The following is a 25,047-nucleotide window of genomic DNA, read 5'->3' as shown; positions in this document are numbered from 1 at the left end:
TTGCAAGCATATTAATACCATTTATCCATATTGTGTATTTCAAAACCATTAAATCAAGCCATCCACATCTTCTTCTCCTGCCTGTTGTAGCTCCAAATTCAGCCCCTCTTGAACTCAGCATCTCTCCATCTTCTCCAAAAACCTCTGTAGGAAAAACTCCTGAGCCGACACGGGTAGTGTAAGCCTTGCTTATTCCTATAATATCATTTATTTGTTTTAAGGGAATCCCAAGACCTGTCAGGACTCCGCCAACAGTTGTGTTTGACGAGGTTACAAAGGGATATGTTCCATGGTCAACGTCTAACATTGAGCCCTGAGCTCCTTCAAAAAGAAGTTTCTTTTTTGATATGATTGCTTTTTTTAAGATTTCTCCAATATCAGCAAAGAATGGTTTAATTATTCTCCTGTAACCCATATATTCATCAAATATTTGTGATGCAGATAATGGTTTGGCTTTAAAATAATTCTTAATTAAAAAATTTTTTTCTAAAAGATTTTCCTCGATTTTTTCTCTGAAAATCTTTTCGTTCATCAAATCGCAAATACGTATTCCCACCCGTCCTATTTTATCTATATAAGCAGGACCAACTCCTCTCATAGTAGTTCCTATCTTGCCTTTGCCTAATTTGGTTTCTCTTTCTTTGTCCAGAACCTTATGATAGGGCATAATCAGATGGGCGTTCTTGCTTACTTTGAGATTCTTTCCTATTTTGACACCACCTTTTTTGAGGTCTTCCATTTCTAAAACCATTGCCTGAGGGTCAATAACAACGCCGTTACCTATTATACAGAGTTTATTGGAGTGCAGGATTCCCGAGGGTATAAGATGGAAGATAAACTTTTTGTCCTTTAGGACAACAGTATGACCAGCATTTGGGCCTCCCTGATAACGGCATATTATATCTGAATTTTCTGTTAATATATCTACTATTTTACCTTTTCCTTCATCTCCCCACTGAGCGCCAACGACTAAAGTGTTTGCCATAATTGTTTCCTTAAAAAAGATTTTTTAAACTGTAATTGTCATTGCGAGCGCAGCGAAGCAATCTCAATCTTTAGCTTTTAGATGAGAGCTATTAATTTTCAACCTTTTTGGTGAGATTGCTTCGTCGCTCCTGCCTGCTGCAGACAGGTTGCTCCTCGCAATGACAGAGCGAACTACATAACATCTACAATCTAACAAGTTTTGCATCTATGATATTTGGCAGATTTTCTATTCGGTCCAGAATTTCTTTTGAGATTTCACTGTCCACATTAACAATTGAAACAGCCATTCCCTGAGGCTCTGCTCTTCCAAGAATCATTCCTGCAATGTTTATTTTGTTCTCTCCAAGGAGAGTCCCGATTCTCCCGATTACCCCAGGGGCATCCTTGTTGGAAAATACGAGCATAAATCTGCTTGGAGGGGCTTCAAGGTCATATTCATCAATACGGACTATTCGAGGCGATGTTTTGTGGAAAATGGTTCCTGCGACAAGATTAGTTTTTCTGTCTGTCTTTAATCTCACCTGAATAAGACTTGCAAAGTTTTCAATATCGTGGCTTGTGGTTTCAGAAATCTTGATACCCCTTTCTTTAGCAAGAATTGGAGCATTTACCAGATTAACATCTTTCATAATTGGAGTTAATAGCCCCTTGATTACTGAAAGGGTCAGCGAACTTGTTCCAAGTTCTACAACTTCACCCCGGTATTCTATTGATACCTCTTCAAGGCTTCCTTCTGAAAGCTGTGTAACAAAGCTTCCCAGTTTTTCTCCCAAGTCCATGTATTTTCTGAGTTCAGGCAGCAAGGTCTGGTCAACAGACGGGAGATTTACTGCATTTTTTATAACTCCGTTCAAAAAGTAATCTTTTAACTGCTCGGCAATGTCAATTGCCACGTTTGCCTGTGCCTCTACTGTCGAGGCTCCAAGATGTGGTGTGCATATTACACTCTCGTGTTTCACAAGATCAAGATTCTTTGTTGGTTCTTCTTCAAAAACATCAAGCGCCGCTCCTGAAATTTTTCCATCCTGCAGTGCTTTTAGCAGGGCTTTTTCATCGATTATTGAACCCCTTGAGCAGTTGACTATCTTGACGCCTTTTTTCATCTGAGAAAACGCCTTCTCATTAATAAGGTGTTTTGTCTGTTCAGTTGCCGTGGCGTGGATTGTAATAAAGTCTGATATTTTTAATAATTCCTCAAGAGTAACAAGAGGGATATTCAGTTTCTGCGCTGACTCTTTTGAGAGAAAGGGGTCAAAGGCTATGACCTTCATTTCAATCCCCTTTGCCCTTTGAGCCACGAGGCTTCCGATTCTTCCCATTCCGATTATTCCGAGGGTTTTGTTGTAAAGCTCATTTCCAACAAACCTGCTTTTTTCCCATTTCCCTTCTTTCATTGAACTGCAAGCCTGCGGAATTTTTCTTGTCATAGACATAAGCATAGAAATGGCATGTTCAGCTGTTGTTATAACATTTCCTCCGGGTGTATTCATCACAATGATTCCACGTACAGAAGCTGATTCTACGTCTACATTATCAACACCTATTCCTGCCCTGCCTATGATTTTAAGGTTTTTCCCGGCATTGATTATCTCTTTTGTGGCTTTTGTACTGCTCCTGACAACGAGGGCATCATACCCGCCGATTATGTTTTTCAGCTCTTCCGGTTTAAGATCAGTTTTAATATCTACCTCTAACCCCGGAGTGCTACTTAAAATGTCAACCGCTTCTTTTGACAGTTTATCACTAATTAAAATCTTCATAGACTCCTCATAAAGTAAAGTTCAAATGACAAAGCACAAATACCAAATAAAAAAAGATTTAGTTTTTAATTTTAAAATTTGACATTCATTTGATATTTGGATTTTGGTATTTGTCATTTATTATCTCTGAATAATCAGAATAAGCCCTTTTAGAATTATCCTCCCAATATCTCCTCTGCTGCTTTGACACCTCTTCCAAGCTCAATTTTTGCCCCGAGTTCTTTAAGCGTCATTTCAACTGCTGCTACTGCTATTATTATGTCAAACCTGTCAAAGTAGCCAAGATGGGCAATCCTGAAAATCTTCCCTTTTAAATGGTCCTGTCCACCGGCTATTGTGATTTTATATTTCTCTCTCAGTGTTTTGACAACAGCCTGCCCGTCAACTCCCTGAGGTGCCATTACAGCTGTGCAGGCATTGCTTGGAATATCCTTTGCCAGCAGCTCAAGACCCAATGCCTTCATCGCACTTCTTGTAGCTTCTGCAAGCCTATGGTGGCGCTCAAAAACTTTTTCAAGCCTCTCTTTCTGTATGTCCTTTAAAACTTTATCCAATCCTATAATCAGAGAAACTGCAGGAGTGTAAGCAGTCTGGTTTTTTTCCTGATTTTTCTTCTCTTTTTTAAAATCAAAGTAGAACTTTGGGAGATTTGATTTTTCTGCAAACTTCAACGCCTTTTCACTCATACTTACAAAGGCAAGTCCCGGAGGAAGCATAAAAGCCTTTTGTGAGCCTGATATAACCACATCAAGACCCCATTCATCTGTTTTTATATCAAAAACGCCAAGTGCAGTGATTGCATCCACAATGGTTATTGTATTGTTCAGCTTCTTGACAAACTCTCCGATTTTTCTGACATCATGAGCAACACCTGTTGATGTTTCACTCGCCTGAATGCAGACTGCTTTTATATCAGGGGATTTTTCAAGAAGGTCAAAAATAAGTTTGGGATCTACTGACCTTCCCCATTCCACATCAATAAAAACAGGCTCAACTCCATAGACCTGACATATATTTCCCCATCTTTCCCCAAACTTTCCGCCCCTTACTACAATTGCCTTGTCTCCTTTTGAGAGGGTGTTTACAATTGCGCCTTCCATTCCTCCTGTACCTGATGAGGCAAGGGTTAAAACATCATTTTTAGTCTGAAAAACATATTTCAATCCCTTCCTGACTTCATCAAACAGAGTACTAAAAACAGGGGCTCTGTGGTGGATTATTGGTTCTGCCATTGCAAGCAAAACTTCCGGAGGGATTGGAGTGGGTCCCGGAGCTAACAAGTAACTCTTTTCCATTTTTTAAACTCCTCAAAATACCATAAATTACGTTTACAAATCAGGGTTAAAAAATTAATCAGAGCAATTCTTTTAACAAAGGGTTAAAAGCCTGTCAAGGGAAATTGGGTGGTGGAGATAGAGATTGACTTGAGCGGAATTTTCATGGTAAAAAAATTAAGGAGTTTACTCCTAATCTCATTTCAGTATTTGGATCTTATGATTTGGAGCTTGAATATTAGCGATGGAGAAAGAAAAGAAATTCCTGCCAAAGCCCCTGATGAAATTGATTACCATAATCGCTTATGGTACAGGTATTTTTTTTGCGCTAATGATTGTATCAGGATACTGGCTTTCATCTCCCTATACTATGCCGGACCCTACAAGCCGTTTCATTTCCAAAGAGACAGACGGGTTTATTTCCATAAATTTTGATCCTGATGATCCGGGGTTTTCAGAGTTTTGCACATCAATTGCTGTGAAAATTCTAAATACTGAAAAAAACTCTGCTGTGCTGATGAATATGCCTTCGTCCTTTATCCAGTTCCTTGAAAGCAATGAAAAAGATGAAAACATAAAACTGTTTTTCCCTTATGAGATAGGGTATTTGTTTTCCTTTAAAAGAAATGAAGAAAAACCTTTAAAGCTGATTGTTGTAAACTTCAGATATTTTAAAAACTTTTTCAAACTTTTTATAAAATCTCTTCTGCAGACAAAAACAAAACTGATTGAACTTGGCAGCGAAAACCTCAGGAACCCTCTCCGTCTTTTTGCGGCAAGGCAGGATAATAGCCATGGTGGGGGAGAGGATGACTTCCTGACATTCTTTGAGAGTGACATGATTTATTTAACAAGTGAGAAATTCTTTAAAACATCTGCTGAATCTTACTTTGATAATATTGCTCCCTATTATGAAAAACCTGAAGTCAAAAATTTTTATAATAAACTGGTGTTATCAGAAAACATATCTTTTGTTGCAGATAACAGGGAAGACTCGCTTTCACGCTTTATTGAGTTTGAGACAAAGGGGAACATTTCAGGAGTATTTTTTGATATAATAGATATTATTGCAGGCAATATAGATATAAAAAAAGATGACATTGCAACAGGGATTGTTTATATTGATTTAAAAAAAATGTATTCTGAAAAAAGACTTCAGGAAGAAATGATTAAACTTGAAGTACTGACGAAAGAGAATTTTAATCTTAATATAGATTTTGAGTTTGGAGAAATCAAGGAACAGAATTATTATGTTTTAAAGTTTAAGTGCACTGGGTTGACTAAGCTCATAGTGGACGGAATAGGGAAAAGGGTGTCATAGAAAATTTACCTGCAATCAGGTCATTTTGATGAGTAAAAAGAAAAAAAGCAGCAAGAAATTATTGACGAAGTTTTATGCAGCCTTAATCATCTGTCTGGCTATTGTAATGGCTGTCAGCCTTTTTTCTTATAGTGAGAAAGACACAACATGGTTTCGCTTCAAAATAACTGAGGATGAGGAAACGCACGGATGCAGTAATCTGTTGGGAAGTGTTGGGGCTCATATAGCAGCTCTGGCTTATGAAGTTTTTGGATACAGCGCGATATTTCTTCCTCTGATTCTTATTGTTTTCAGCTTCAGGTTTTTCAGTGGCTTCTCCAAAAAGGGATGGGTTTTCCTGATATCTGGCTTCATTCTTTTCTTTTCAAGTATTGCTCCAATACTCCATCTTGTATTTTCATATTTTTATCCTAATGAAGATTTTTCTTTAAGAATATCTCCCGGAGGAGCTATTGGCCTTCCTCTTGTGAATTCAAGTGAAAGGTTTTTTGGAATACTTGGAAGCTATATAATGTTTATAGCCCTTCTGGTTTTATCACTTCTCCTTGTTACCAATTTAGCCATTATTTCAGGATTTATTAAATTCGTAAATTATACCGGAATTATTTTTTCGTGGCTTAAAGCATCTTTTGCAGATTTGAAAGATGTTTTGATGAAGTGGAATGTAAAGAGAAAACATTCAACACAGATAAAACAGCGGATAGAGGAAGAAAAGCAAAAACCGGAGCCTAAAATTGAAATCCCGCAGGAAGAGATAAAGCCTCCTCCTGTTGTTTCTCAGGAATCTTTTGAGTTTATTGAGGAATATACACTTCCTTCCTTAAACCTCCTTGATGACCCTCTTAAAGCAAGTTTAAAAATAACAAAACAGGACCTTGTTATGAATTCAAGAATTCTTGAAAAGAAACTTCTTGATTTTGGTGTTGCAGGAAAAGTTACAGAGGTGCAGCCAGGACCTGTCATAACCATGTACGAGTTTGAGCCCGCGCCCGGAATAAAGGTGAGCAGGATAATAAATCTTTCAGATGACCTTGCCCTTGCGATGAGGTCAGTAAGCGTCAGGATAGTTGCACCAATTCCGGGGAAAGGGACTGTCGGGATAGAGATTCCAAATACTCACCGGGAGGATGTTTACCTGAAGGAAATACTCCAGTCTGAGATCTTTATTAAAAATCCATCAAGGCTTTGTCTTGCTCTTGGCAAGGATATATCAGGAAATCCCTATGTTTGCGACCTTGCCAAAATGCCTCATCTGCTTGTGGCTGGGACAACAGGCGCAGGTAAAAGCGTTTCAGTGAATGCAATGATATTAAGCCTTCTTTTCAGGGCAACCCCTGATGAAGTTAAGATGATAATGGTTGATCCAAAGAGGCTTGAACTTTCTGTTTATGAAGATATTCCGCATCTTCTTACCCCTGTTGTTACAAACCCGAAGCAGGCATCAAGGGCATTATACTGGGCTGTTCAGGAAATGGAGAGGCGTTACAGCCTGATGGCTGAAAGGGCTGTGAGAAATATAACATCCTACAACCGGTTAATAGAAAAAGAGAGCAAACCTAAGGGATTTCCTGAAAAAGATGAAGGTTCCAAAGCAGAAAAACTTCCCTATATAGTTATCTTTATTGATGAGCTTGCGGACCTGATGATGGTTGCTTCAAAAAATGTTGAGGATTCCATACAGCGCCTGGCTCAAATGGCAAGGGCAGCGGGAATTCACCTTATAATGGCGACTCAGAGGCCATCTGTTGATGTCATAACAGGAGTAATTAAATCAAATTTTTCATACAGGATTTCTCTTCAGGTTTCTTCAAAAACTGATTCAAGAACAATTCTTGACCAGAACGGCGCAGAGCTTCTTCTTGGAAAGGGGGATATGCTCTATATGGCGCCGGGGGATTCAAAGCTTACAAGAGTTCACGGAGCTTTTATAGGGGACCACGAGGTGCAGACAATTGTTGATTTTTTGAAAAAGCAGAAAAAATCTGATTTCAACCACTTAATTCTCCAATCAGAGGATGAAGACAGTAAAGAGGTGGTTAATGAGGAATATGATGAGAAGTATGATGAGGCTGTGCATCTTGTTGCAAAGGCAGGTTATGCTTCGATTTCCATGGTCCAGAGAAGGCTTCGCATTGGATATAACAGGGCAGCGCGTATTATTGAGACAATGGAAAAAGAGGGAGTTATAGGTCCGGCAGACGGAGTAAAACCCCGCGAAGTTAAGGTAAGGGAAATTGACTTAGAGTAGTTCAAAAAAATGTCGGTTTTTTGAACACTTTTTATGTTAAAATACAATGACTTAAAAAGAAGCCGGGAAAAATGTTCATTTATTGAACAATTTCAAGGGATTGTTGTTTTGAAACTTTTTTTGTTTCTGCAAAATTCGTATTAAAAAACAATGAGATATTAATATTGTTTTTTTGGGCATAAAATTTGCATGCTTTTTCAATAAAAAGCAAATTATTTATATCTATCTTCTTAAGGAGTTATAAGAAGATGAAATCCAATAAAAAATCTTACCAGAAACCACTGCTTCCAGCGCCTTATCCCTCAGTGCGTTAATCAGGGAAGCTAAAAGAAGTGAATAGTGAACAGCATTTAGTGAAAAGTAGCAGCAGAGCCTTGCTCTGCTATTTCATATATTTGTTTTGAATTTTGTGGTTGACTGTTCGGCAAGCTCACAGCTCACCATGCTGAACAAAGTCAACGCATTGTTTAGAATTTAGAATTTATTTTAAAATAGGAGTGTTTTGTGAAAAAAAACCTTACAGGAAACCAGTATTAAACAAGGTCAATCTTGTTGCTGAAGAAGCTGTGCTTGGTGTGTGCAAGAACAACACACAAGCAGGACCAAACCAGAGCGGGTGCATTATTCCCCAGTGCTTTAATGAAGGAAGCTGAAAATAAAGTAAATAGTGTATCGTAGTTAGTGAATAGTAAGGATAGGGCTTTCACTTGTCCGTTCTCCTATATAATTACTAAAAAGTGAACAATCGTCAACTAACAGAAAAAAAGGATGATTTATCCTTGAGATGAAACAAATTACTTTTTCAAGGAGAATATATGCAGTTTAAATCTATAAAGTTTTTCTTTGCGATGTTTTTAGTTTTTCTTTTTCCAGAATTTTCTCAATCAGCAAATTTCTCTGATATTACATCTACAAACCTTCCAGCAATTCTTGATTACAGTATTGGTGCAGTAGCTGTTGATATAGAAAATGATGGAGACTTTGATATCTTTGTGGCCAACAATGGGCAGGACCGCCTTCTGCTCAACAATGGCTCAGGTGTCTTTTCAGACTCTACCTCTACAAGATTACCTCAAGATACTGACGATAGTCATGGTGCAGCAGCAGGGGATGTGGATGGAGATGGTGACATAGATATATTTGTAGCCAATAATGGGATTAATAAGCTCTTGATAAACAACGGAGCAGGAGTTTTCACGAATCTGGGAACAACATGGCTTCCACAAGTGACTCGATTTTATACCAGCGAAGCTTTTGGTGACATAGATGGGGATGGTGATTTAGATTTAGTCGTTTCAGCCTCTTCGCTTTCTAAAAGCAATGCAATAAGGGTATTGATAAATAATAGCATGACAAATTTTGTTGATGAAACTTCTTCAAGATTAATAGGGAGTAATTCTTTAGTTACACAAAAGTTAATCCTTGCTGATTTTGACAGAGATGGAGACTTGGATATCTTGGCTATCAATTCCCTCGAGCAACCAAATAGACTTTTACGTAATGGTGGAACTGGAATATTTACTGAAGATACAACAGGAATAATTCCATCTGATACTAATTCAAGTAATTCTGCCGCACTTGCAGATATAGATAATGATGGTAAGATTGATTACATTTTTATCGCCAATGATGGTGGTCAGCAGAATCGGTTGTATGTCTTTAATTCAAGCACCTCAAAGTTTGAAGATAATACCTCAACAAAATTACCTGTTGATAGCGATTATAGCTTCGATGCAGCTTTTGGAGATTTAGATAAAGATGGGGATTTAGATATAGTTGTAGCCAATGGGGAGGGTAGTGGTACGGCAAATAAAGTCTATATGAACGATGGTACTGGTAATTTTACTATTGCTGCCCCTGCTTTCTTTCCGCAGGGCACAGATTTCAGTGCAGCGGTCTTGATAAAAAACTTTGATGGAAATGCAGGCAATGAAGTTTTTATTGCCAATGAATTTTATCAACAGAATAGATTGTACTCAGCAGAGGAAATACCAACTGCTATTACTCTTTCATCCTTCATAGCAGAGATAAGGGGAGGCAAAGTTGTGCTGAAATGGGAAACAGGAACAGAGATTGACAATATTAGCTTTAATATTTTGCGTTCTGAAAAAGAGGATGGGAATTATGTAAGGATCAATAGGAGACTAATTCCTGCAATCAGTAGTGCAACATCAGGAGCAAGCTATGAGTTTAAGGATAGGAATGCTAAACCTGGAAGAACATTTTTTTACAAACTTGAAGACATTAACAGGAATGGCAAGAGCACTCTTCATGGGCCTGAGTCTGTAACGGTGAATTTTAAGAAGAAAGGGAAGAAGTAGTTAACAATGAGTCGGTGAATCGGTGAGTAGGTGAATCGTAGGAAGTGAATACTGAATAGTAAACGCAAGGGCAGAAAAACCTCTGCCCTTGCGAAAATATAACCCTCCTTTATAAATTAAGATAAAGCTAAAAATTTTTAAACCTATCTGCAACAAGCTGTTTGGCGTACAACTATTCACTATACATTAATTACTGTCCGCTATTTCAAGATTGGTCTTGACAGAAAAAAATCATTCTGTTAAAAAGTGCCAGCTTTTAAACCCATTGATTTATTAAGAGATAAGATTGTTTCTAAGTATTTATAAAATAAATGATAAAATTATAATAAGTGTAGTAGTCTTAATCATTATTTTAATTTCAGTTTCATTATTAATAAGAAATTCAGAACTATTAATTGGAACAATTCTTGGCGGTGTTACAGGAATTATAAACTATATTCTCTTGTGCAAAACAGTTGGGCAATTGTCAGATGTAAGCAATAAACCCAAGAGAAAGGGAAATTTGTTTTTTTTTACATTTCTGCGGTATATAATAATGTTTTCAATTTTGGCAGCAGGGATTTTAATATCAAGGAATTGCCTGATTTTCGTTTTGATATCAATGAGTTTACCTCAAATAAGCATGATTATTAAACCTCTTTTAGAAAAAAAGGAGAGGAAAATATAATTAGATTGTTTTGGAGAAATATATTGTGATTGAGTTAAATATTACGTTTTTCATACTTGTAGCCAATTTTCTATTGTTGATGTTTATTCTTAATAAGAAGCTCTTTAAGCCAATGATTGACCATTTGGAGCAGAGGGATAATGAAATCAAGGGTTCATTTAATAATGCCAAAAAAATGGAGGAAACAAGCGAGAAAAAATTGCAGGAATATAACTTAAATATTAAAGAAAGCAAAAAAAATGTTCTTGCTGAACAGAATATTTTGAGAGACCAGGCTTTAGAACAGCAGAAAGAGGTTTTGAAAAGCACAAGACAAACAGGCGAGGCTAAGGTTTTGCAGGTGAAAAATGAAGTAAACCAGCAACTTGAAGCTGTTCGTGGAGAGTTTTCAAAAATTGCATCAGTTATTGCATCAGAAATATCAGGTATGGTTCTTGGCAGAAAAGATAAAAAAAATTAGTTTTTTCAGGCGCTGAAAAATGTTTATGTATAGTTTTAAAAAGAGCTATTTAATAAGCTTATTCTGCTTTATTATTTTGGTTTTTTTCCTGAGTCAGACAGGATTTACTGCTGAGAAGGAAGGAGCGCATGGGGTTAACGTCTTAAAAGAGGTGTGGAAATGGATAAACTTCATAATCTTTGTTTTTGCAATTTATAAATTTTTATCAAAGCCGGCAAAAGAGTTTTTGTTTACAAGGTCAGAAAGTATAAGAATACTGTTATCAGAGAGCAAAGATTCTCTTTTGAAGGCTGAGAAGAAGTTAAAGGATAGTGAGATTCTTCTGAAAGGGTCAGAAAAAGAGGTGGAAGAAATAAAGAGAAATACCAAGAAGCAAATCGAAATCGACAAAGAGAAAATTACCAGTGAAACAGATAAACTTAACAGAAAAATTGCTGAGCAGATAAACAATGATATAGAGCAACTTTATAAAAAAGCTGAGATGTATGTATCCAATCAGATAGTAGCAGAGGCAACAAAGATTGCAGAAGAATCACTGAAAAAAGAATTTACAAAAGATAACCAGAGGGTTTTAGTGCAGAAATATATCGATGCGTTGGGGGAGATGAAGTGATCAAGGATATAATAGGCAAGAGATACGCAAAGGCATTAATAGACTCAATTGAGAAAAAAGAAGATTTTGATAGAGTTGGCAAACAGTTAAAAGAGGTTGCTCTTGTTTTTAAAGAGTCTAAAGAGTTGCAGAATTTTTTCTTTAACCCTGCCATCCCTTTCACAAAAAAAGAAATAGTTCTTGGTGAAATCTTAAATTTTTATCAACTTCACCCATCTCTTAAAAAAACCATATTTCTTCTTCTGAAGAATGACTGGTTAAAAATTATTTATACTATATATAACCATTTTATGTTCTATTGTGACCAGTATAATAACAGGGTGAGGGCTGAAATTACATCAGCTTATAAGTTAACTGATGATGAAAGAACAGGGATTGCAAAAAAGCTTGGCAACTATACAGGAAAAGAAGTTGTTCTGAATACAAAAATAGATTCAGATATTATCGGAGGAGTTATTGCCAGAATAGGAAGCCTTGTTATTGACGGAAGCGTCAGAAATTATCTTAAAATGGTAAAAAATAGTTTAACAAAAGATATTCAGTAGAAAAATAAATTATAAATTTAAAAAATTAGGGAGGAATAATAAGAGAAATGGGAATAAAAACATCAGAAATCAGTGAAATTATTAAGAGACAGATATCCGGGTTTGAACCTACTGTTGATATTAGTGAAATCGGGACTGTCATCATGGTTGGTGATGGTATTGCGAGGGTTTATGGACTGGAAAAAGTAATGTATGGAGAGCTTCTGGAATTTCCTCATAGTGTTGTTGGTATTGCCTTTAACCTTGAAGAGGACAATGTCGGAGCAGTTCTTATAGGTGAAAGTAGAGCAATTAAAGAAGGTGATACTGTAAAAAGAACAAAGAGGATTATGGAAGTTCCTGTTGGAGAAAAGCTCGTAGGAAGGGTTGTTAATGCTCTTGGACATCCACTTGATGGGAAAGGTCCTATAGAAACAAACAATTTTTCTCCTCTTGAAAGACTGGCTCCTGGTGTTGTGGAAAGAAAACCTGTTAAGGAGCCTTTGCAGACAGGGCTTAAGGCGATAGACTCAATGATTCCAATTGGAAGAGGACAGAGAGAATTAATAATAGGAGACAGGCAGACAGGTAAAACTGCTGTAGCACTTGATACCATCATAAACCAGAAAGGTAATGGGGTTATATGCATATATGTTGCAACTGGTCAGAAAAGGTCAACTATTGCGCAGGTAGTAAAAACATTAGAAAACTACGGAGCAATGGAATATTCAATAGTTGTAGCAGCGTCTGCATCTGACCCTGCACCAATGCAGTATATATCCCCCTATGCCGGTTGTGCAATGGGAGAATATTTTAGAGATAAAGGTGGCCATGCACTGGTTATCTATGATGACCTTTCAAAACAGGCAGTAGCATACAGGCAGTTATCTCTTCTTCTTCGCAGACCTCCGGGACGTGAAGCATATCCGGGCGATGTATTTTATCTCCACTCAAGGTTGCTGGAAAGGGCTGCTAAATTAAGCGATGAGCTTGGGGGCGGTTCTCTAACAGCACTTCCCATTATAGAAACTCAGGCTGGAGACGTTTCAGCCTATATTCCTACAAATGTTATTTCAATTACAGATGGTCAGATTTATCTTGAATCAGACCTTTTCTATTCAGGTGTAAGACCTGCAATAAATGTTGGTCTTTCAGTATCAAGGGTTGGAGGCAGTGCGCAGGTAAAAGCAATGAAACAGGTTGCAGGGCGTTTGCGTCTTGATTTGGCGCAATACCGTGAAATGGCTGCATTTGCCCAGTTTGGAAGCGAGCTTGACAAGGCAACCCAGTCTCAGCTGTCAAGGGGAGCGAGGATGGTAGAAATCCTGAAGCAGGGACAGTACCAGCCTCTGACTACTGAAAAACAGATATTAATAATTTTTGTAGGTGTAAACGGAATGCTGGATGATATTCCTATTGAGGAATGTCAGCGTTTTGAAAAGGAGTTTTTGCAGTTTGTTGAGAATAATCATAAAAATATTTTAACAGAGATAAAGGAAAAGAAAGAGATAAGCAAAGAGATGGAAGAAAAAATGAAGAATCTAATAAAAGAATTCAAACAGTCATTTAGTGTTTCAAAATCCTAATTTTTCTTAATAAAAGATTTACATATAAGAAATTATGAAAAGATGCCAAGTTTAAGAGATATAAAAAGAAGAATAAACAGTATAAAGAAAACACAGCAGATAACCAAAGCAATGAAAATGGTTTCTGCATCAAAGCTCAGAAGAGCTCAAGAGCGAATCATTGCTTTAAGGCCTTATGCAAAGAAAATGCAGGAAGTGGTTGGGAGTATGGCTTTAAGAGCACCTGAAAACAGCCATCCTCTTCTCCAGAAGGGAGATGATGGAATAACAGAGCTGGTTGTCATAACAGCAGATAAGGGATTGTGCGGCGGATTCAATAATAACATAATAAAACAGGGAATAAGGATTTTAAGTGAAAGCGGGAAGGATGATACGAACCTAACACTTATTGGAAGGAAAGGAAGAGATTTCTTTAAAAAAAGAAATATCTCTGTAAGGAATGTCTATGTAGATTTTTTTGGAAAACTTGGCTATGAACACGCTGTGCAGATTTCAAGAGAAATAATAAAAACCTATGCTGAAGAGCAGATACAAAAGGTAATGCTGGTTTATAATGGTTTTAAATCAGCTATATCCCAGGTAATAACTGTTGAACAACTACTCCCAATTGTTCCTCTTGAGGTTAAAGAGGGTGAATATTCAGTTGACTTCTTATACGAACCTTCAAGGGATGAAATTTTTAAGGAATTGTTGCCAAAGAATATTGAAGTTCAGATATACCATGCCCTTTTAGAATCTGCAGCTGCAGAATATGCAGCCAGAATGACAGCAATGGATTCTGCATCAAAGAATGCATCAGAAATAATAGATAGTTTAACTTTGAAGTACAATAAAGCAAGACAGACTTCAATAACAAAGGAACTGCTGGAAGTAGTAGGTGGCGCAGAAGCTCTTAAAAGTTAATACTATTAAGTTTTAAATTTTATTTAAAAGAGAGGGATTAGATTCATGGCTGAAAAAAATAATATTGGAAAGGTTGTGCAGGTAATAGGTCCAGTTGTAGACGTAATGTTTGAAGTTGGGAAACTTCCAGCGATTTACAATGCACTCAAAATAAAGAAAATATCATCTGACGGTAAAGAGGCTTTTATAACAGTAGAGGTTGCTGCTCATCTTGGTGAGAGTGTTGTGCGAACAGTTGCAATGGAACCAACAGAAGGTCTGACAAGAGGTGTGGATGTAATAGATACAGGAATACCGATTTCTGTTCCTGTTGGAAAAGGGACTTTAGGAAGAATACTGAACGTTATTGGTGAGCCTGTTGATAAATTGGGAGAGGTAAAATTTACTGAAAGGCATCCCATTCATCGCCCGGCTCCATCTCTTGAAGACCAGAGCACTGAAACCACGATGTTTGAAACAGGACTGAAAGTTGTTGACCTTTTGGAGCCTTATTCAAAAGGAGGCAAGACTGGTCTTTTCGGAGGTGCTGGAGTTGGCAAAACAGTACTTATAATGGAGCTAATCAGAAATATCGCGATGGAGCACGGTGGAGTTTCGGTTTTTACAGGTGTTGGAGAAAGAACCAGAGAAGGAAACGATTTATGGCTTGAAATGAAAGAGTCAGGAGTTATAGATAAAACCGCTCTGATTTATGGACAGATGACAGAGCCTCCAGGAGCAAGATTGCGTGTGGGATTAACCGGACTGACTATTGCTGAATATTTCAGAGATGTTGAGGGTCAGGATGTGCTTTTGTTTGTTGATAACATATTCAGATTTACGCAGGCAGGCTCTGAGGTTTCTGCTTTGCTTGGAAGAATGCCTTCTGCCGTTGGTTACCAGCCAACCCTTGCTACAGAGATGGGAGATTTACAGGAAAGAATTACTTCTACAAAAAAGGGCTCAATAACTTCAGTTCAGGCAATTTATGTTCCTGCAGATGATCTGACAGACCCGGCACCTGCAACAGCATTTGCCCATCTTGATGCTACAACAGTTCTTTCAAGACAGATAGCAGAGCTTGGTATATATCCAGCAGTAGACCCCCTTGATTCTACATCAAGAATATTAGACCCGCGAATATTAGGCGAAGAACATTATCTTGTCGCGCGCTCAGTGCAGAGGATTTTACAAAAGTATAAGGAACTTCAGGATATCATAGCAATACTTGGAATGGATGAACTTTCTGAAGAGGACAAACTTACTGTTACAAGGGCAAGAAAAATTCAAAGGTTCTTATCTCAACCATTTTTCGTAGCTGAGCAGTTTACAGGAATTCCAGGGAGATATGTGAAATTAAAGGATACAATAAGAGGGTTTAAGGAAATAGTAGAAGGGAAGCATGATAATATTCCAGAACAGGCTTTTTATATGGTTGGTGGAATAGAAGAGGCTCTTGAAAAAGCAGAAAAAATGAAGAAGGAGTAGTTCTCTTGGGAAAAGCAATATTGCTTGAAATAGTCACCCCAGATCGTCTGTTAGTAAGCGAAAAAGCTGAGGATATAACTGCGCCCGGTTTTGGTGGCGAATTCGGAGTATTACCAGGGCACACATCTTTTTTAGCAACCCTTAATCCCGGAGAAATTTCATATAAATCTGTATCCGGTAACAGGAAGTACCTTTCTATAAGCTGGGGATATGCAGAAGTAAGACCAGAAAAAGTAATTATATTGGCTAATACAGCTGAACGGTCTGAAGAGATAGACTTGGCAAGGGCTCAAAATGCCTTTAAGCGAGCCGAAGAGCGATTAAAAACCAGAACTGCTGATATAAATGTTGAAAGGGCAGAGATAGCTTTGGCAAGGGCTTTAGCAAGGATTCAGGTTGTTGCTAGGAAAGAATAAAACTTTAGTTAAGTGACAATAAAAAACCCATTCCGATTTTGTCTTGGAATGGGTTTTTTATTTTTCTGATTAAAATTATCTTTATTTTATTCTGAAGGACAGCAGAGAGCAGGTGGACTTATAGTATTCTTGCTGTCTCCAAAGTCTTGGTTTGTTACTTTTTTGTTTTTAATCGTAATGGTTATTTTATTTGGTGTTGTGCTGCAATATCCAGCTGGGTCAGTTTCTTTAACTGTATAAGTTCCTGCTGCAAGTCCAGAAAAAGAATAGGTTCCATCAACAGCTGTTTGATGTAGTAATTGCACCTGGATCGCGGGTTATTGTGACACCTGCAATCGAACCATCTCCTCCATTTCGTTGTCCATTACAGTTTTTATCCTCAAATACTTTCCCTTCAATGGCATGAGTTGCAGCATAAGTTATATTTGTCAGGAAAAATATTGAAACACAAACGATCACAATACTAAGACAAAATTTATATTTTCCCATCTAAAACTCCTCCTTGAATAAATTTGTTTAAATCTTAGAACATTATCTGAAATTGTCAAGGCATAAAAATAAAATTATACTTCAAGAATTTGAATGCAAAACTTATGCCATTTTTATTTATTTATCTCACAAAACCACTGACATTGTCAGTGGTGGGGCGTGGGGGCTGAGGCCTCACACCTTAAGTGAACCAACATTGTTGGTGGACAATATTTTTAAAAAGGTTTCAATCCTTGTTAAAAATATCTATCTATCATTAACTTAAGCATCTTTTCATTCCGATTAAGGTTCTATTTAAATCTTCCCTATTAAATCTTGACAACTGCAAAGAGATTAGATTTTATGGGGTATGTATAGTTTGAAAAAGCAAATTTATAATGTTTTTTATAAAATTAATAATAATATATATTGTTTTACTTCTAATTCCTGTATATATTTCTACAGCTGCTACTGAAGGAATCCATCTTGGTCCTGCTATTTTAAAACCAGCAGTTTCACTTGACTGGACTTATAATGATAATTACCAATCTCAAGAAAAAAATAAAGAAAGTGCTTATTATCTTAATGTTGGGCCATCAATGGAACTGATTTTTGAAAAAGGAGAAAATAAATTTAGTATAGAAGTTATATCTCCTGTGAGATACTTTTCTGAAGCAACTGAAAAAAAAACAAGATTTCAAGATACTTTTTATTCAACAACTATGGAAATACGCCTTCCTTGGAGAAGTTATCTAAAAGTGTATGATTCTTTTACAGGCACTGAATTTAGCCCCTTTTTAACTGAGACTGAATCTAATAAAAACTCAGACCGTTTAGAAAACCATGCAAGGTTTACTTTAGGGACTAATATTGGCGATATTATAAAATTAGAGGGAAATTACAGAACTGATTTTTATAAGTTCAAAGATAAGGAGAAGAACCTGATTTTTACCCTGGATAGAAACAACCACAAGGTGGATAACTTCAGGGGATTAATTGTTTTGAACATATTATCAAGAGATAGTCTGATGCTAAACTATAGTTACCAGACTGATAAGTATGAAAATGATCCTTCAAGGGATAATAAGTCCTTGCAATATGATTTTGGGTTTTTTCACCGCTTTAAAAATATTTTATCTTTGAGCGGAAGGCTTGGTTTAGGTAATTCTATAAGGGAAGGGTTGAGTGAGAAACTTATTCCTATGTCTGAAAGCGATACACTTTCTTGGGGGTCAACAGTTGATATAAAAATTACTGACAAAACTTCTATGAATTTTTCAGTGTCTAAGTCTATAACTGAAACATCTTTATCTAAAACAGCAGCCCAGATATCAGAAACTTCTGAAGAGTTTAATTCTTCAAAAAACAGAAGTCTTTCGTTCTTTTTTGATTTGAAAAGTTCTATTACTGACAGAACAGATGTTACTTTATCAGCCAGGAGAACTTCCAGTAATTCATCACTAAAATCTGGAAGGGATACTATTTATAATGACATTTATATTAATATAGACCAAAAGTTTTTCGAGAAGATGGTTTTGAATTTTAATGTTTCTTATAAGGATAATGAGTTTAAAGAGGGTGCAAATGAGCAATTTGTCAGAAGGAATAATAGGGAAAAAAGATGGACTGCAGGAGGCGATATATCTTTTAAGATATTCAAGCATGCAACAACAGAAATCTCTTTTAACCACCAAGAAAGAAACAGCACCTTTGGAGACTATACAAAAAATATAATTTCTCTGAGGATGAATATATCATATTAAAACAAAAAATTTATCAGATGCCTATTGATTTATAGACTCTTAAATAAAATTTCTAAAAGAATCGTTCTTGACAATGAAGCTGATTTATTAATAATTATTTGATATAAATGATATGTTAAACAAGTTACTTTAAAAATATTTGAAGAGAAGATATATGAAAAAATATATTTTTAGAAAAGAGATAGCTCTAATAATTATTTCTATTATCTTTCTTTCGGGCTGTTATTTCTGGAGAGGTTCCAAGATTATAATAAAAAGATATCCAACGAATAAGGAGATAAGAGAAAAGAAGCTAACAGAGATAACAACTGAAAAAGCCCAAGATATTCTCATTGATAAAACCGATATTTTAAGCAATGGCACACCATGGGCGAGTGGAAAAATTGAACCAAGTCAAAGTGAATATATCGTTGGACCAGATGACACGCTGATAATAACTGTATGGGATAATCCTGACCTTGCTAAAGATGAAAAAGTTGAAGAAGATGGGACTATTTCTTACCCTTTTATCGGGAGAGTTTATGTGTCTGGAAAAACCCTTAGACAAATAGATGAAATTCTTACAGAGCTTTTGGGAAAAGAGCTAATTTATGACCCTCAGGTGGATGTTTCTGTTAAAGAATATAAAAGCAACAAAGTATTTATAGTAGGAGAAGTAGGAAAGCCTGGGCAATATTACCTAAGGGAGTCAAGGAGTTTGTTTGAAATACTTTCAGAAGCTGGAGGTGTAAAAAAAGAAACAGCGGGAAATTTTATTCTTATAAAGAGAAAGATTCATGGAAAAGATGATGAATATTCAGAGATAAAAGTTCCTCTTTACAGAGGTGAATTGGAAAAAGATATTGAGGTTATTGCAGGAGATAGTATAAAAGTTCCTGAATCAAAATTTTTTATTTCTGGTGAGGTTGCAAGGCCTGGATTTTTCCCAATTAGTGAAAAGGATTTAAATCTTTATCAGGCAATAGTCATAGCAGGAGGCTTTACAAAGGGTGCAGATAAATATAATGTTAAGTTATCAAGAGATAACGGGAAAGAGGTATTCCTTGTAGATTTGGAAAGAATGAGGAGGGCTTTGGAAAAAGGAATTTCAGGTTCAAAAGGAATTGAAAAACAGATAGAAGAATTAAAAATAAAAGATGGAGATATGATATTTGTTTCGATCAGTTTCTTTTATTCAGAATGAACTTACGAAAAGCTTTAATCCACATAACTAAAAGACCGAATTATTTTTTGTTTTAATCAAAACATGCCAGAGACACAAAATATGGAAAAAAAAGTCGAAGTCAAAATACATCTCAAGGACTACTTATATATACTAAAAAAAAGAATGTGGACAGTTGTTTTGGTATTTATATTTCTTCTTCTGACAGTTACCATTGCAACTTTTAAGCAAGTTAAAATTTATAGAGCAGTATGTCAGATTATGATTGAGTTTTCAGCTGACAGAATAGTTTCCTTTCCGGACATATCTCAGGTTTCAGGATACAGAGAGTATTTTGAGACACAGTTCAAAATAATCAAAAGCAGATCGGCAGCATTAGAAGTTATAAACATATTATTTCCAGGAAAAAATTTTACAGAAGATGAAAAATTATCGTTGGCGGACGAGATAAGGGAAAGAATTAAAGTTAATCCAATTAAAGGCACAAACCTTGTGAATTTGGAAGTAGAAGGCTCTGACCCAAATGAGATTACTAGTTTAGTTAATACAATTTCTGAGGTTTACATGGAAAAGAGTTTGGAAAGTAAAGTCAACGACTATAAGACAGCATCTGGTTGGCTTGATGATCAGATTACTTCAGTAATCCTAAAAATGAAAAAAGCAGAATTTGACCTTCAAAAATACAGAGAGAATAAGAAGATTATTTCTCCAAAAATTGAAGATAGGCAGGGTTCGGTTATGGATGAATTGACTCTTGTTAATGTGGAGCGTAACCAGTTGAAGTCAAAAAAGGTCGAATTAGAGATATCACTATCCCAGATAAAATCTATGACTGAAAAGGGCATAGATATTGACGAAACCACTTTGCCTGGATTTATGAAACAAACCAATTTGCCTGGAATGCGACAAAAGACTTATGCAATAAAAGAAGAAATAGCCAAACTGGAAAAGACTTATATGCCAAAACATCCAAGGGTTGTTAGAGCAAAAGAAGAGTTAACTGCCTTGCAGGAAAATATTAAGAATGAAATCAGAACTATAATTGAAAGCATTCAAAATGATTATGAATTAACAAAGAGCAAAGAAGGTATATTGAATGAGAGACGTGACGAATTAAATGAAGAAGCGATAAGCCTGCTTGAGAGGTCTATTCAGTACAATATTCTCGACAGGGAAGTAGAGATAAACCGGAACCTTTATGACTATCTTTTAAAAAGGGCAGGTGAAATAAATGTGACTGGAAGCATGAGGTTTAGTAATATTACTCTAGTTGATAAAGCAACAGTACCAAAGGTACCAGTTGCCCCTAATAAGCCAAGAAACATACTATTGGGTACTCTAGTTGGTCTGATTCTGGGATGCGGGTTAGCATTTTTCTTGGAATATTTAGATACGACAATAAGGTCGATTGAGGATATTGAGCATTATATAAATATTCCACTGTTAGGTTTTGTTCCAAGCTTTAGTGCATATATAAAAAGACGGGAAAAAAGAAGTAATCCAGAGTTAGTAAGCTTTACACATCCTAAATCAACTGTTGCTGAATGCTATAGGGCTATAAGAACGAATCTGCTTTTTTCATCTGATCACCCTCCAAAAGTTATGATGGTTACAAGTTCTACACCCGAAGAAGGAAAGACAATAACTTCTGTAAACCTTGCCATTACAATGGCACATAGCGAAAAGAGGGTTCTTCTGATTGATGCAGATTTAAGAAAATCAAGAATTCATGAAATTTTCAAAATTGAAAATAGATTTGGGTTTAGCACAATTCTTACTGATAGTATTGACCCTTTATCTGTTATCATAAAAACAAAGATCCCTTATCTGTCTGTGCTGACAAGTGGACCATTACCCAAAAATCCTTCCGAGCTTTTAATGTCATTAAGGATGAGGGAACTAATAAATATATTTCGTAATAATTATGATTTTATTCTTTTAGATTCTCCGCCTATTTTACCGGTGACGGATCCTTCAATTATTGCTAGGTATTCTGATGTAGTATGTTTTGTTATAAGGAGTGGGGTGACAGGTAAGGATGTAGTGATAAAGAATGCTAAAAAATTTCAAGAGTTAGAAGTAAAGCGACTGGGAGTAATTCTTAATGATGTCAGCAAACAGGATTCAAATTACTATTACACTGAATATTATTATAGCTATTATAACAGGGCAGAAGATTTAGAAAGTCAGTAAGCATTTCTCTTCTTTAAAATATTTTCCTTAGTTCCACCCTGCATAATATTAAAAATCTATTAGTTATAAAAATATATGGCTGAGCATAAAAAGGTTTTGAGTTTTTTGGATTCATCAATTGAATGGGGTATCATATGTTTAATTTTTTTTACCCCTATTGCCTTCAGCACTGTTGAGGTTTGGTCAGAAGCAGTAATGGAGATAGGAGTTTTCCTTGTGGCTTTTATATGGTTTTTAAAGATATATCTACAGGGAAAAGTCTTTATGGTTGATAATCCTATAAATTTAGTTATAGTTTCTTTTATATGTTTAGTAGCTTTTCAGTTAATACCATTTCCTGATTTTTTAATTAATATTATTTCTCCAAATACAAAAAGAATACTGGACTTTTATACGTCTGGCATTTTCGGAACATTTAATTTTAAGACAATTTCCCTAAATCCATGGGCAACAAAGGGAGAGCTTGTAAAACTTTTAACTTACGCAATGGTTTATTTTCTAGTAGCAAATAATTTTAATGGCAGGGGGCGAAAAAATAGATTAATTTTAAGCATAATTATAGTTGGTTCCATAGAAGCTTTTTATGGGATTATTCAGTATGTAAGCGGTGAAAAAATGATTTTTAAGTTTAGCAAAATGTTTCATGCAACAGATAGGTTGATAAGTACTTTTCCGAGCGCAGATCACTTTTCAGCCTACATCAAAATGTGTATTTTTATTTCCATGGGGTATCTAATTTATATTTCAGAAAAAGGAAATAATAATAAAAGTTATGAATTTGACAGAGCAAAAAGAAAAAGGGGAAAAAGAAGAACAGATTCTTTCATAATAAAAAATTTTATTATGTCTTCTGAAAAAGACTTTGAGAAAAAGATTATAATAATCTTTGCCATAGTAATAATGATAGTTTCTTTAATTTTCACAAAATCACGTGGAGGAATTTTAAGTTTTTTTCTTTCATCCCTTTTTATGTTTATGCTTATTATTTTTAGAGGCACTTTAAAAGGACATTTATGGATATTAATTCTTGTTACAACAATCACATTAATTCTTGGGTGTTGGATAGGTTTTGTTCCGGTTTTTGATAGATATTTTAATGTCAGTATAAAAGAAGAATTAGAGGAAGGAAGATTTTCAATTTGGAGCAGTACATATAATATATTTATGGATTATCCAGCAATGGGTACAGGATTTGGATGCTTTGAATATGTTTTTCCCTTATATTCTCTAAGAAGCAATCAAGCGTGGGTGAATCATGCTCATAACGATTGGCTTGAGCTGCTTTCTGACACAGGAGTAATTGGTTTTACAATTATACTTTTGGGAGTAGTTTATTTAAGTATATTTGCTTTTAAAAAAGTGTTGCTTTATAAAAATGATTCACAGATATGGATTTTTCTGGGAGGTTATACTTCTATTTTATCAATAATTATCCATTCGTTTGTAGATTTTAATCTGAGAACTGATGCCAATCCGTTTTTAGTATCTGTAGTTCTCGGTCTGTTAGTTTCATTTCTAAATAAATCCGTTCCAGTAATGAGAGATAAGAGATAAATGGAAGCTTTGATTAGCCCAAAATACCGGTTTTTCTTACTAGTCACATCTTTTCCGTTTTTTGTTGTGTGGTTAATTTTAATTTTTAGCATAATATATTCCAATTTTTTATATGTAAAAATTTCAAATATTAGTTATGAAGATCTAATAAAATACAAATTGCTTGATGATAATGTAAGCGGACCGAGGATTATTGCTCGTGATGACGTAAGGCTTAATTTGCTTCTAGCTGATAGTTATGCAGAAAGATGGAATTATAGTGTTGAAAAAAATAGTGGGATAAAGAACAGCTCGGAGAAGGATTCTTTAAAAGCAATAGAATTTTATAAAAAAGCTATTTTAAGCAACCCTCTTTCAGGGGAAAGTCACCTTAAACTGGGAATAATGTATGCAAATTTAAAGATGAATAGGGAAGCTTTTTCTGAACTTAAAAAAGCAGCTTTGCTAGACCCTAAAAATGCTTATCAACAATTTGATGTAGGCCGTTATTTTTTCAAAATAAAGAATTATAAAGATGGTTCCAGAATTTTAAAGGAAGCTAATACGCTTAGCCCCCAATTTTTACCTGAGAGTTTAAATTTAGTATGGGATTTAACAAGGGACTATCAAACCTTAACAAATGTAACGCCAGAGCAGCAGCACGCCTTTTTGACGCTTGGAAATTTTTTATTGAAAAAAGAGATGTGGGATGAAGCAATTGTGGTATATAAAAAAGCAATTTTGCTGAATCCTAAAAATACAATTCCCTATCAATCTCTCTCTTTTGCTTATGAGGGAAAAGGTATGTTTGATGAGGCTCTTCAAGTAATGTTGAGTGGTTTGAAAGAGATTCCAGAAAATTCCGATATTTATTTTTATTTAGGAGGGATTTATTTAAAAAAGAATGAATTAGAAGATGGGATTGTTAATATTAGGAAAGCAATAAAACTATGTAGTAATAAATTCAACAGTAAATCATTAATTGAGTATCATTTGGCATTATCAGAAATCTATTTTAATAGAATGAAGTATTATGAAAAATCTCTGGAGGAAGCAGATTCTGTTTTGAAAATAAATTCTACAGAATCAAGAGCATATTTTTTAAAGGGGTTATGTTATAAAAGCATGAACTCTAATCCTGATAAGATGATTGACTGTTTTAAAAAGGCAGTAATCTATAGCCCTCATGATCTAAAATATAGGTTTACACTTGCAGAAAATTATTATTTATATGGATTGTATAAAGAAGCTTTAGCCGAATGGGAAGAAATTAGAAAATTAAGTCCTCAGGAGGAACTGGTTGAGAAGAAGATTAGAGAGATTAACGAGGCGATGAAGAAAGACCGGATAAGTATAGTCATTGATAATACAAAATAGGGTT

Annotated in this window: 21 protein-coding genes; 16 read left to right on the top strand and 5 right to left on the bottom strand. The window is 35.6% G+C overall.

Going from position 1 to position 25,047, the window contains the following annotated elements; all coding sequences use genetic code 11:
• The 3 genes from A3H37_06790 to A3H37_06780 all read right to left on the bottom strand — a co-directional run.
• A partial coding sequence (locus A3H37_06790; GenBank protein OGL49368.1) for an adenylosuccinate synthase occupies positions 1–985 on the bottom strand: 985 nt, incomplete at its 3' end.
• 184 nt (positions 986–1,169) lie between these two features.
• Positions 1,170–2,747, bottom strand: a complete 1,578-nt coding sequence (locus A3H37_06785; GenBank protein ID OGL49367.1) for a phosphoglycerate dehydrogenase — start codon at positions 2,745–2,747, stop codon at positions 1,170–1,172.
• A 155-nt stretch (positions 2,748–2,902) separates the two neighbouring features.
• Positions 2,903–4,042, bottom strand: coding sequence for a class V aminotransferase (locus A3H37_06780; GenBank protein ID OGL49366.1), 1,140 nt, complete (start codon positions 4,040–4,042; stop codon positions 2,903–2,905).
• Between the two features lie 223 nt (positions 4,043–4,265).
• Between A3H37_06780 and A3H37_06775 the strand changes: the two genes are divergently transcribed.
• The 11 genes from A3H37_06775 to A3H37_06725 all read left to right on the top strand — a co-directional run bounded on the left by A3H37_06775 (position 4,266) and on the right by A3H37_06725 (position 16,547).
• Positions 4,266–5,342, top strand: coding sequence for a hypothetical protein (locus tag A3H37_06775; GenBank protein OGL49365.1), 1,077 nt, complete (start codon positions 4,266–4,268; stop codon positions 5,340–5,342).
• A 28-nt stretch (positions 5,343–5,370) separates the two neighbouring features.
• On the top strand, positions 5,371–7,590 hold the full coding sequence (locus A3H37_06770) for a hypothetical protein (protein OGL49364.1): 2,220 nt from the start codon (positions 5,371–5,373) through the stop codon (positions 7,588–7,590).
• Positions 7,591–8,405: 815 nt separating this feature from the next.
• Complete coding sequence (locus A3H37_06765; protein OGL49363.1) at positions 8,406–9,911, top strand: hypothetical protein; 1,506 nt, start codon at positions 8,406–8,408, stop codon at positions 9,909–9,911.
• Between the two features lie 286 nt (positions 9,912–10,197).
• Entirely contained in the window at positions 10,198–10,578 is a 381-nt protein-coding gene (locus tag A3H37_06760; GenBank protein OGL49362.1) for a hypothetical protein, read from the top strand.
• A 10-nt stretch (positions 10,579–10,588) separates the two neighbouring features.
• Positions 10,589–11,038 (top strand): hypothetical protein, encoded by a 450-nt coding sequence (locus A3H37_06755; protein ID OGL49361.1) that lies wholly within the window; start codon positions 10,589–10,591, stop codon positions 11,036–11,038.
• A gap of 19 nt (positions 11,039–11,057) precedes the next feature.
• Complete coding sequence (locus tag A3H37_06750) at positions 11,058–11,651, top strand: hypothetical protein (protein OGL49360.1); 594 nt, start codon at positions 11,058–11,060, stop codon at positions 11,649–11,651.
• The gene (locus A3H37_06745; protein OGL49359.1) at positions 11,648–12,196 is read left to right on the top strand and encodes an ATP synthase F1 subunit delta; all 549 of its coding nucleotides are present in this window, start codon (positions 11,648–11,650) and stop codon (positions 12,194–12,196) included. Before A3H37_06750 ends, A3H37_06745 begins: the two co-directional genes overlap by 4 nt.
• Positions 12,197–12,243: 47 nt before the next feature.
• On the top strand, positions 12,244–13,761 hold the full coding sequence (locus A3H37_06740) for a F0F1 ATP synthase subunit alpha (protein OGL49358.1): 1,518 nt from the start codon (positions 12,244–12,246) through the stop codon (positions 13,759–13,761).
• Between the two features lie 42 nt (positions 13,762–13,803).
• The gene (locus A3H37_06735; protein OGL49357.1) at positions 13,804–14,664 is read left to right on the top strand and encodes an ATP synthase F1 subunit gamma; all 861 of its coding nucleotides are present in this window, start codon (positions 13,804–13,806) and stop codon (positions 14,662–14,664) included.
• A gap of 45 nt (positions 14,665–14,709) precedes the next feature.
• Positions 14,710–16,131: a F0F1 ATP synthase subunit beta gene (locus A3H37_06730; protein OGL49356.1), complete on the top strand. Its 1,422-nt coding sequence runs from the start codon at positions 14,710–14,712 to the stop codon at positions 16,129–16,131.
• A 5-nt stretch (positions 16,132–16,136) separates the two neighbouring features.
• Positions 16,137–16,547 (top strand): ATP synthase F1 subunit epsilon, encoded by a 411-nt coding sequence (locus A3H37_06725; GenBank protein ID OGL49355.1) that lies wholly within the window; start codon positions 16,137–16,139, stop codon positions 16,545–16,547.
• An 86-nt stretch (positions 16,548–16,633) separates the two neighbouring features.
• On the opposite strand, the gene A3H37_06720 is transcribed toward A3H37_06725, so the two are convergent.
• A complete protein-coding gene (locus A3H37_06720; protein OGL49354.1) occupies positions 16,634–16,852 on the bottom strand; it encodes a hypothetical protein in 219 nt (72 codons plus the stop codon).
• On the bottom strand, positions 16,824–17,036 hold the full coding sequence (locus A3H37_06715; protein OGL49353.1) for a hypothetical protein: 213 nt from the start codon (positions 17,034–17,036) through the stop codon (positions 16,824–16,826). Before A3H37_06715 ends, A3H37_06720 begins: the two co-directional genes overlap by 29 nt.
• Before the next feature lie 377 nt (positions 17,037–17,413).
• Here A3H37_06715 and A3H37_06710 point away from each other — a divergent pair, with 377 nt between their 5' ends.
• From A3H37_06710 to A3H37_06690, 5 genes are all read left to right on the top strand, one after another.
• Positions 17,414–18,778 (top strand): hypothetical protein, encoded by a 1,365-nt coding sequence (locus A3H37_06710; GenBank protein OGL49352.1) that lies wholly within the window; start codon positions 17,414–17,416, stop codon positions 18,776–18,778.
• 154 nt (positions 18,779–18,932) lie between these two features.
• The gene (locus tag A3H37_06705) at positions 18,933–19,961 is read left to right on the top strand and encodes a hypothetical protein (GenBank protein OGL49351.1); all 1,029 of its coding nucleotides are present in this window, start codon (positions 18,933–18,935) and stop codon (positions 19,959–19,961) included.
• 81 nt (positions 19,962–20,042) lie between these two features.
• A complete protein-coding gene (locus A3H37_06700; protein ID OGL49350.1) occupies positions 20,043–22,133 on the top strand; it encodes a hypothetical protein in 2,091 nt (696 codons plus the stop codon).
• Between the two features lie 75 nt (positions 22,134–22,208).
• A complete protein-coding gene (locus tag A3H37_06695; protein ID OGL49349.1) occupies positions 22,209–23,687 on the top strand; it encodes a hypothetical protein in 1,479 nt (492 codons plus the stop codon).
• Positions 23,688–25,043 carry a hypothetical protein gene (locus A3H37_06690; GenBank protein OGL49348.1) on the top strand — a complete coding sequence of 452 codons (1,356 nt, stop codon included), beginning with the start codon at positions 23,688–23,690 and terminating at the stop codon, positions 25,041–25,043.
• Positions 25,044–25,047 lie beyond the last annotated feature (4 nt).

The organism is Candidatus Schekmanbacteria bacterium RIFCSPLOWO2_02_FULL_38_14, from assembly GCA_001790855.1.
Taxonomy (GTDB): Bacteria; Schekmanbacteria; GWA2-38-11; order GWA2-38-11; family GWA2-38-11; genus 2-02-FULL-38-14-A.
Note: the sequence above shows the minus strand (reverse complement) of the source record. Positions and strands in the feature narration are given on the sequence as shown.

Excerpts from the sequence above, each read along its gene's own strand:
- A3H37_06785 (OGL49367.1), bottom strand. The coding sequence starts at position 2,747 with ATGAAGATTTTAATTAGTGATAAACTGTCAAAAGAAGCGGTTGACATT.
- A3H37_06780 (OGL49366.1), bottom strand. The coding sequence starts at position 4,042 with ATGGAAAAGAGTTACTTGTTAGCTCCGGGACCCACTCCAATCCCTCCG.
- A3H37_06775 (OGL49365.1), top strand. The coding sequence starts at position 4,266 with ATGGAGAAAGAAAAGAAATTCCTGCCAAAGCCCCTGATGAAATTGATT.
- A3H37_06770 (OGL49364.1), top strand. The coding sequence starts at position 5,371 with ATGAGTAAAAAGAAAAAAAGCAGCAAGAAATTATTGACGAAGTTTTAT.
- A3H37_06765 (OGL49363.1), top strand. The coding sequence starts at position 8,406 with ATGCAGTTTAAATCTATAAAGTTTTTCTTTGCGATGTTTTTAGTTTTT.
- A3H37_06750 (OGL49360.1), top strand. The coding sequence starts at position 11,058 with ATGTTTATGTATAGTTTTAAAAAGAGCTATTTAATAAGCTTATTCTGC.
- A3H37_06740 (OGL49358.1), top strand. The coding sequence starts at position 12,244 with ATGGGAATAAAAACATCAGAAATCAGTGAAATTATTAAGAGACAGATA.
- A3H37_06735 (OGL49357.1), top strand. The coding sequence starts at position 13,804 with ATGCCAAGTTTAAGAGATATAAAAAGAAGAATAAACAGTATAAAGAAA.
- A3H37_06730 (OGL49356.1), top strand. The coding sequence starts at position 14,710 with ATGGCTGAAAAAAATAATATTGGAAAGGTTGTGCAGGTAATAGGTCCA.
- A3H37_06715 (OGL49353.1), bottom strand. The coding sequence starts at position 17,036 with ATGGGAAAATATAAATTTTGTCTTAGTATTGTGATCGTTTGTGTTTCA.
- A3H37_06710 (OGL49352.1), top strand. The coding sequence starts at position 17,414 with ATGTTTTTTATAAAATTAATAATAATATATATTGTTTTACTTCTAATT.
- A3H37_06705 (OGL49351.1), top strand. The coding sequence starts at position 18,933 with ATGAAAAAATATATTTTTAGAAAAGAGATAGCTCTAATAATTATTTCT.
- A3H37_06700 (OGL49350.1), top strand. The coding sequence starts at position 20,043 with ATGGAAAAAAAAGTCGAAGTCAAAATACATCTCAAGGACTACTTATAT.
- A3H37_06695 (OGL49349.1), top strand. The coding sequence starts at position 22,209 with ATGGCTGAGCATAAAAAGGTTTTGAGTTTTTTGGATTCATCAATTGAA.
- A3H37_06690 (OGL49348.1), top strand. The coding sequence starts at position 23,688 with ATGGAAGCTTTGATTAGCCCAAAATACCGGTTTTTCTTACTAGTCACA.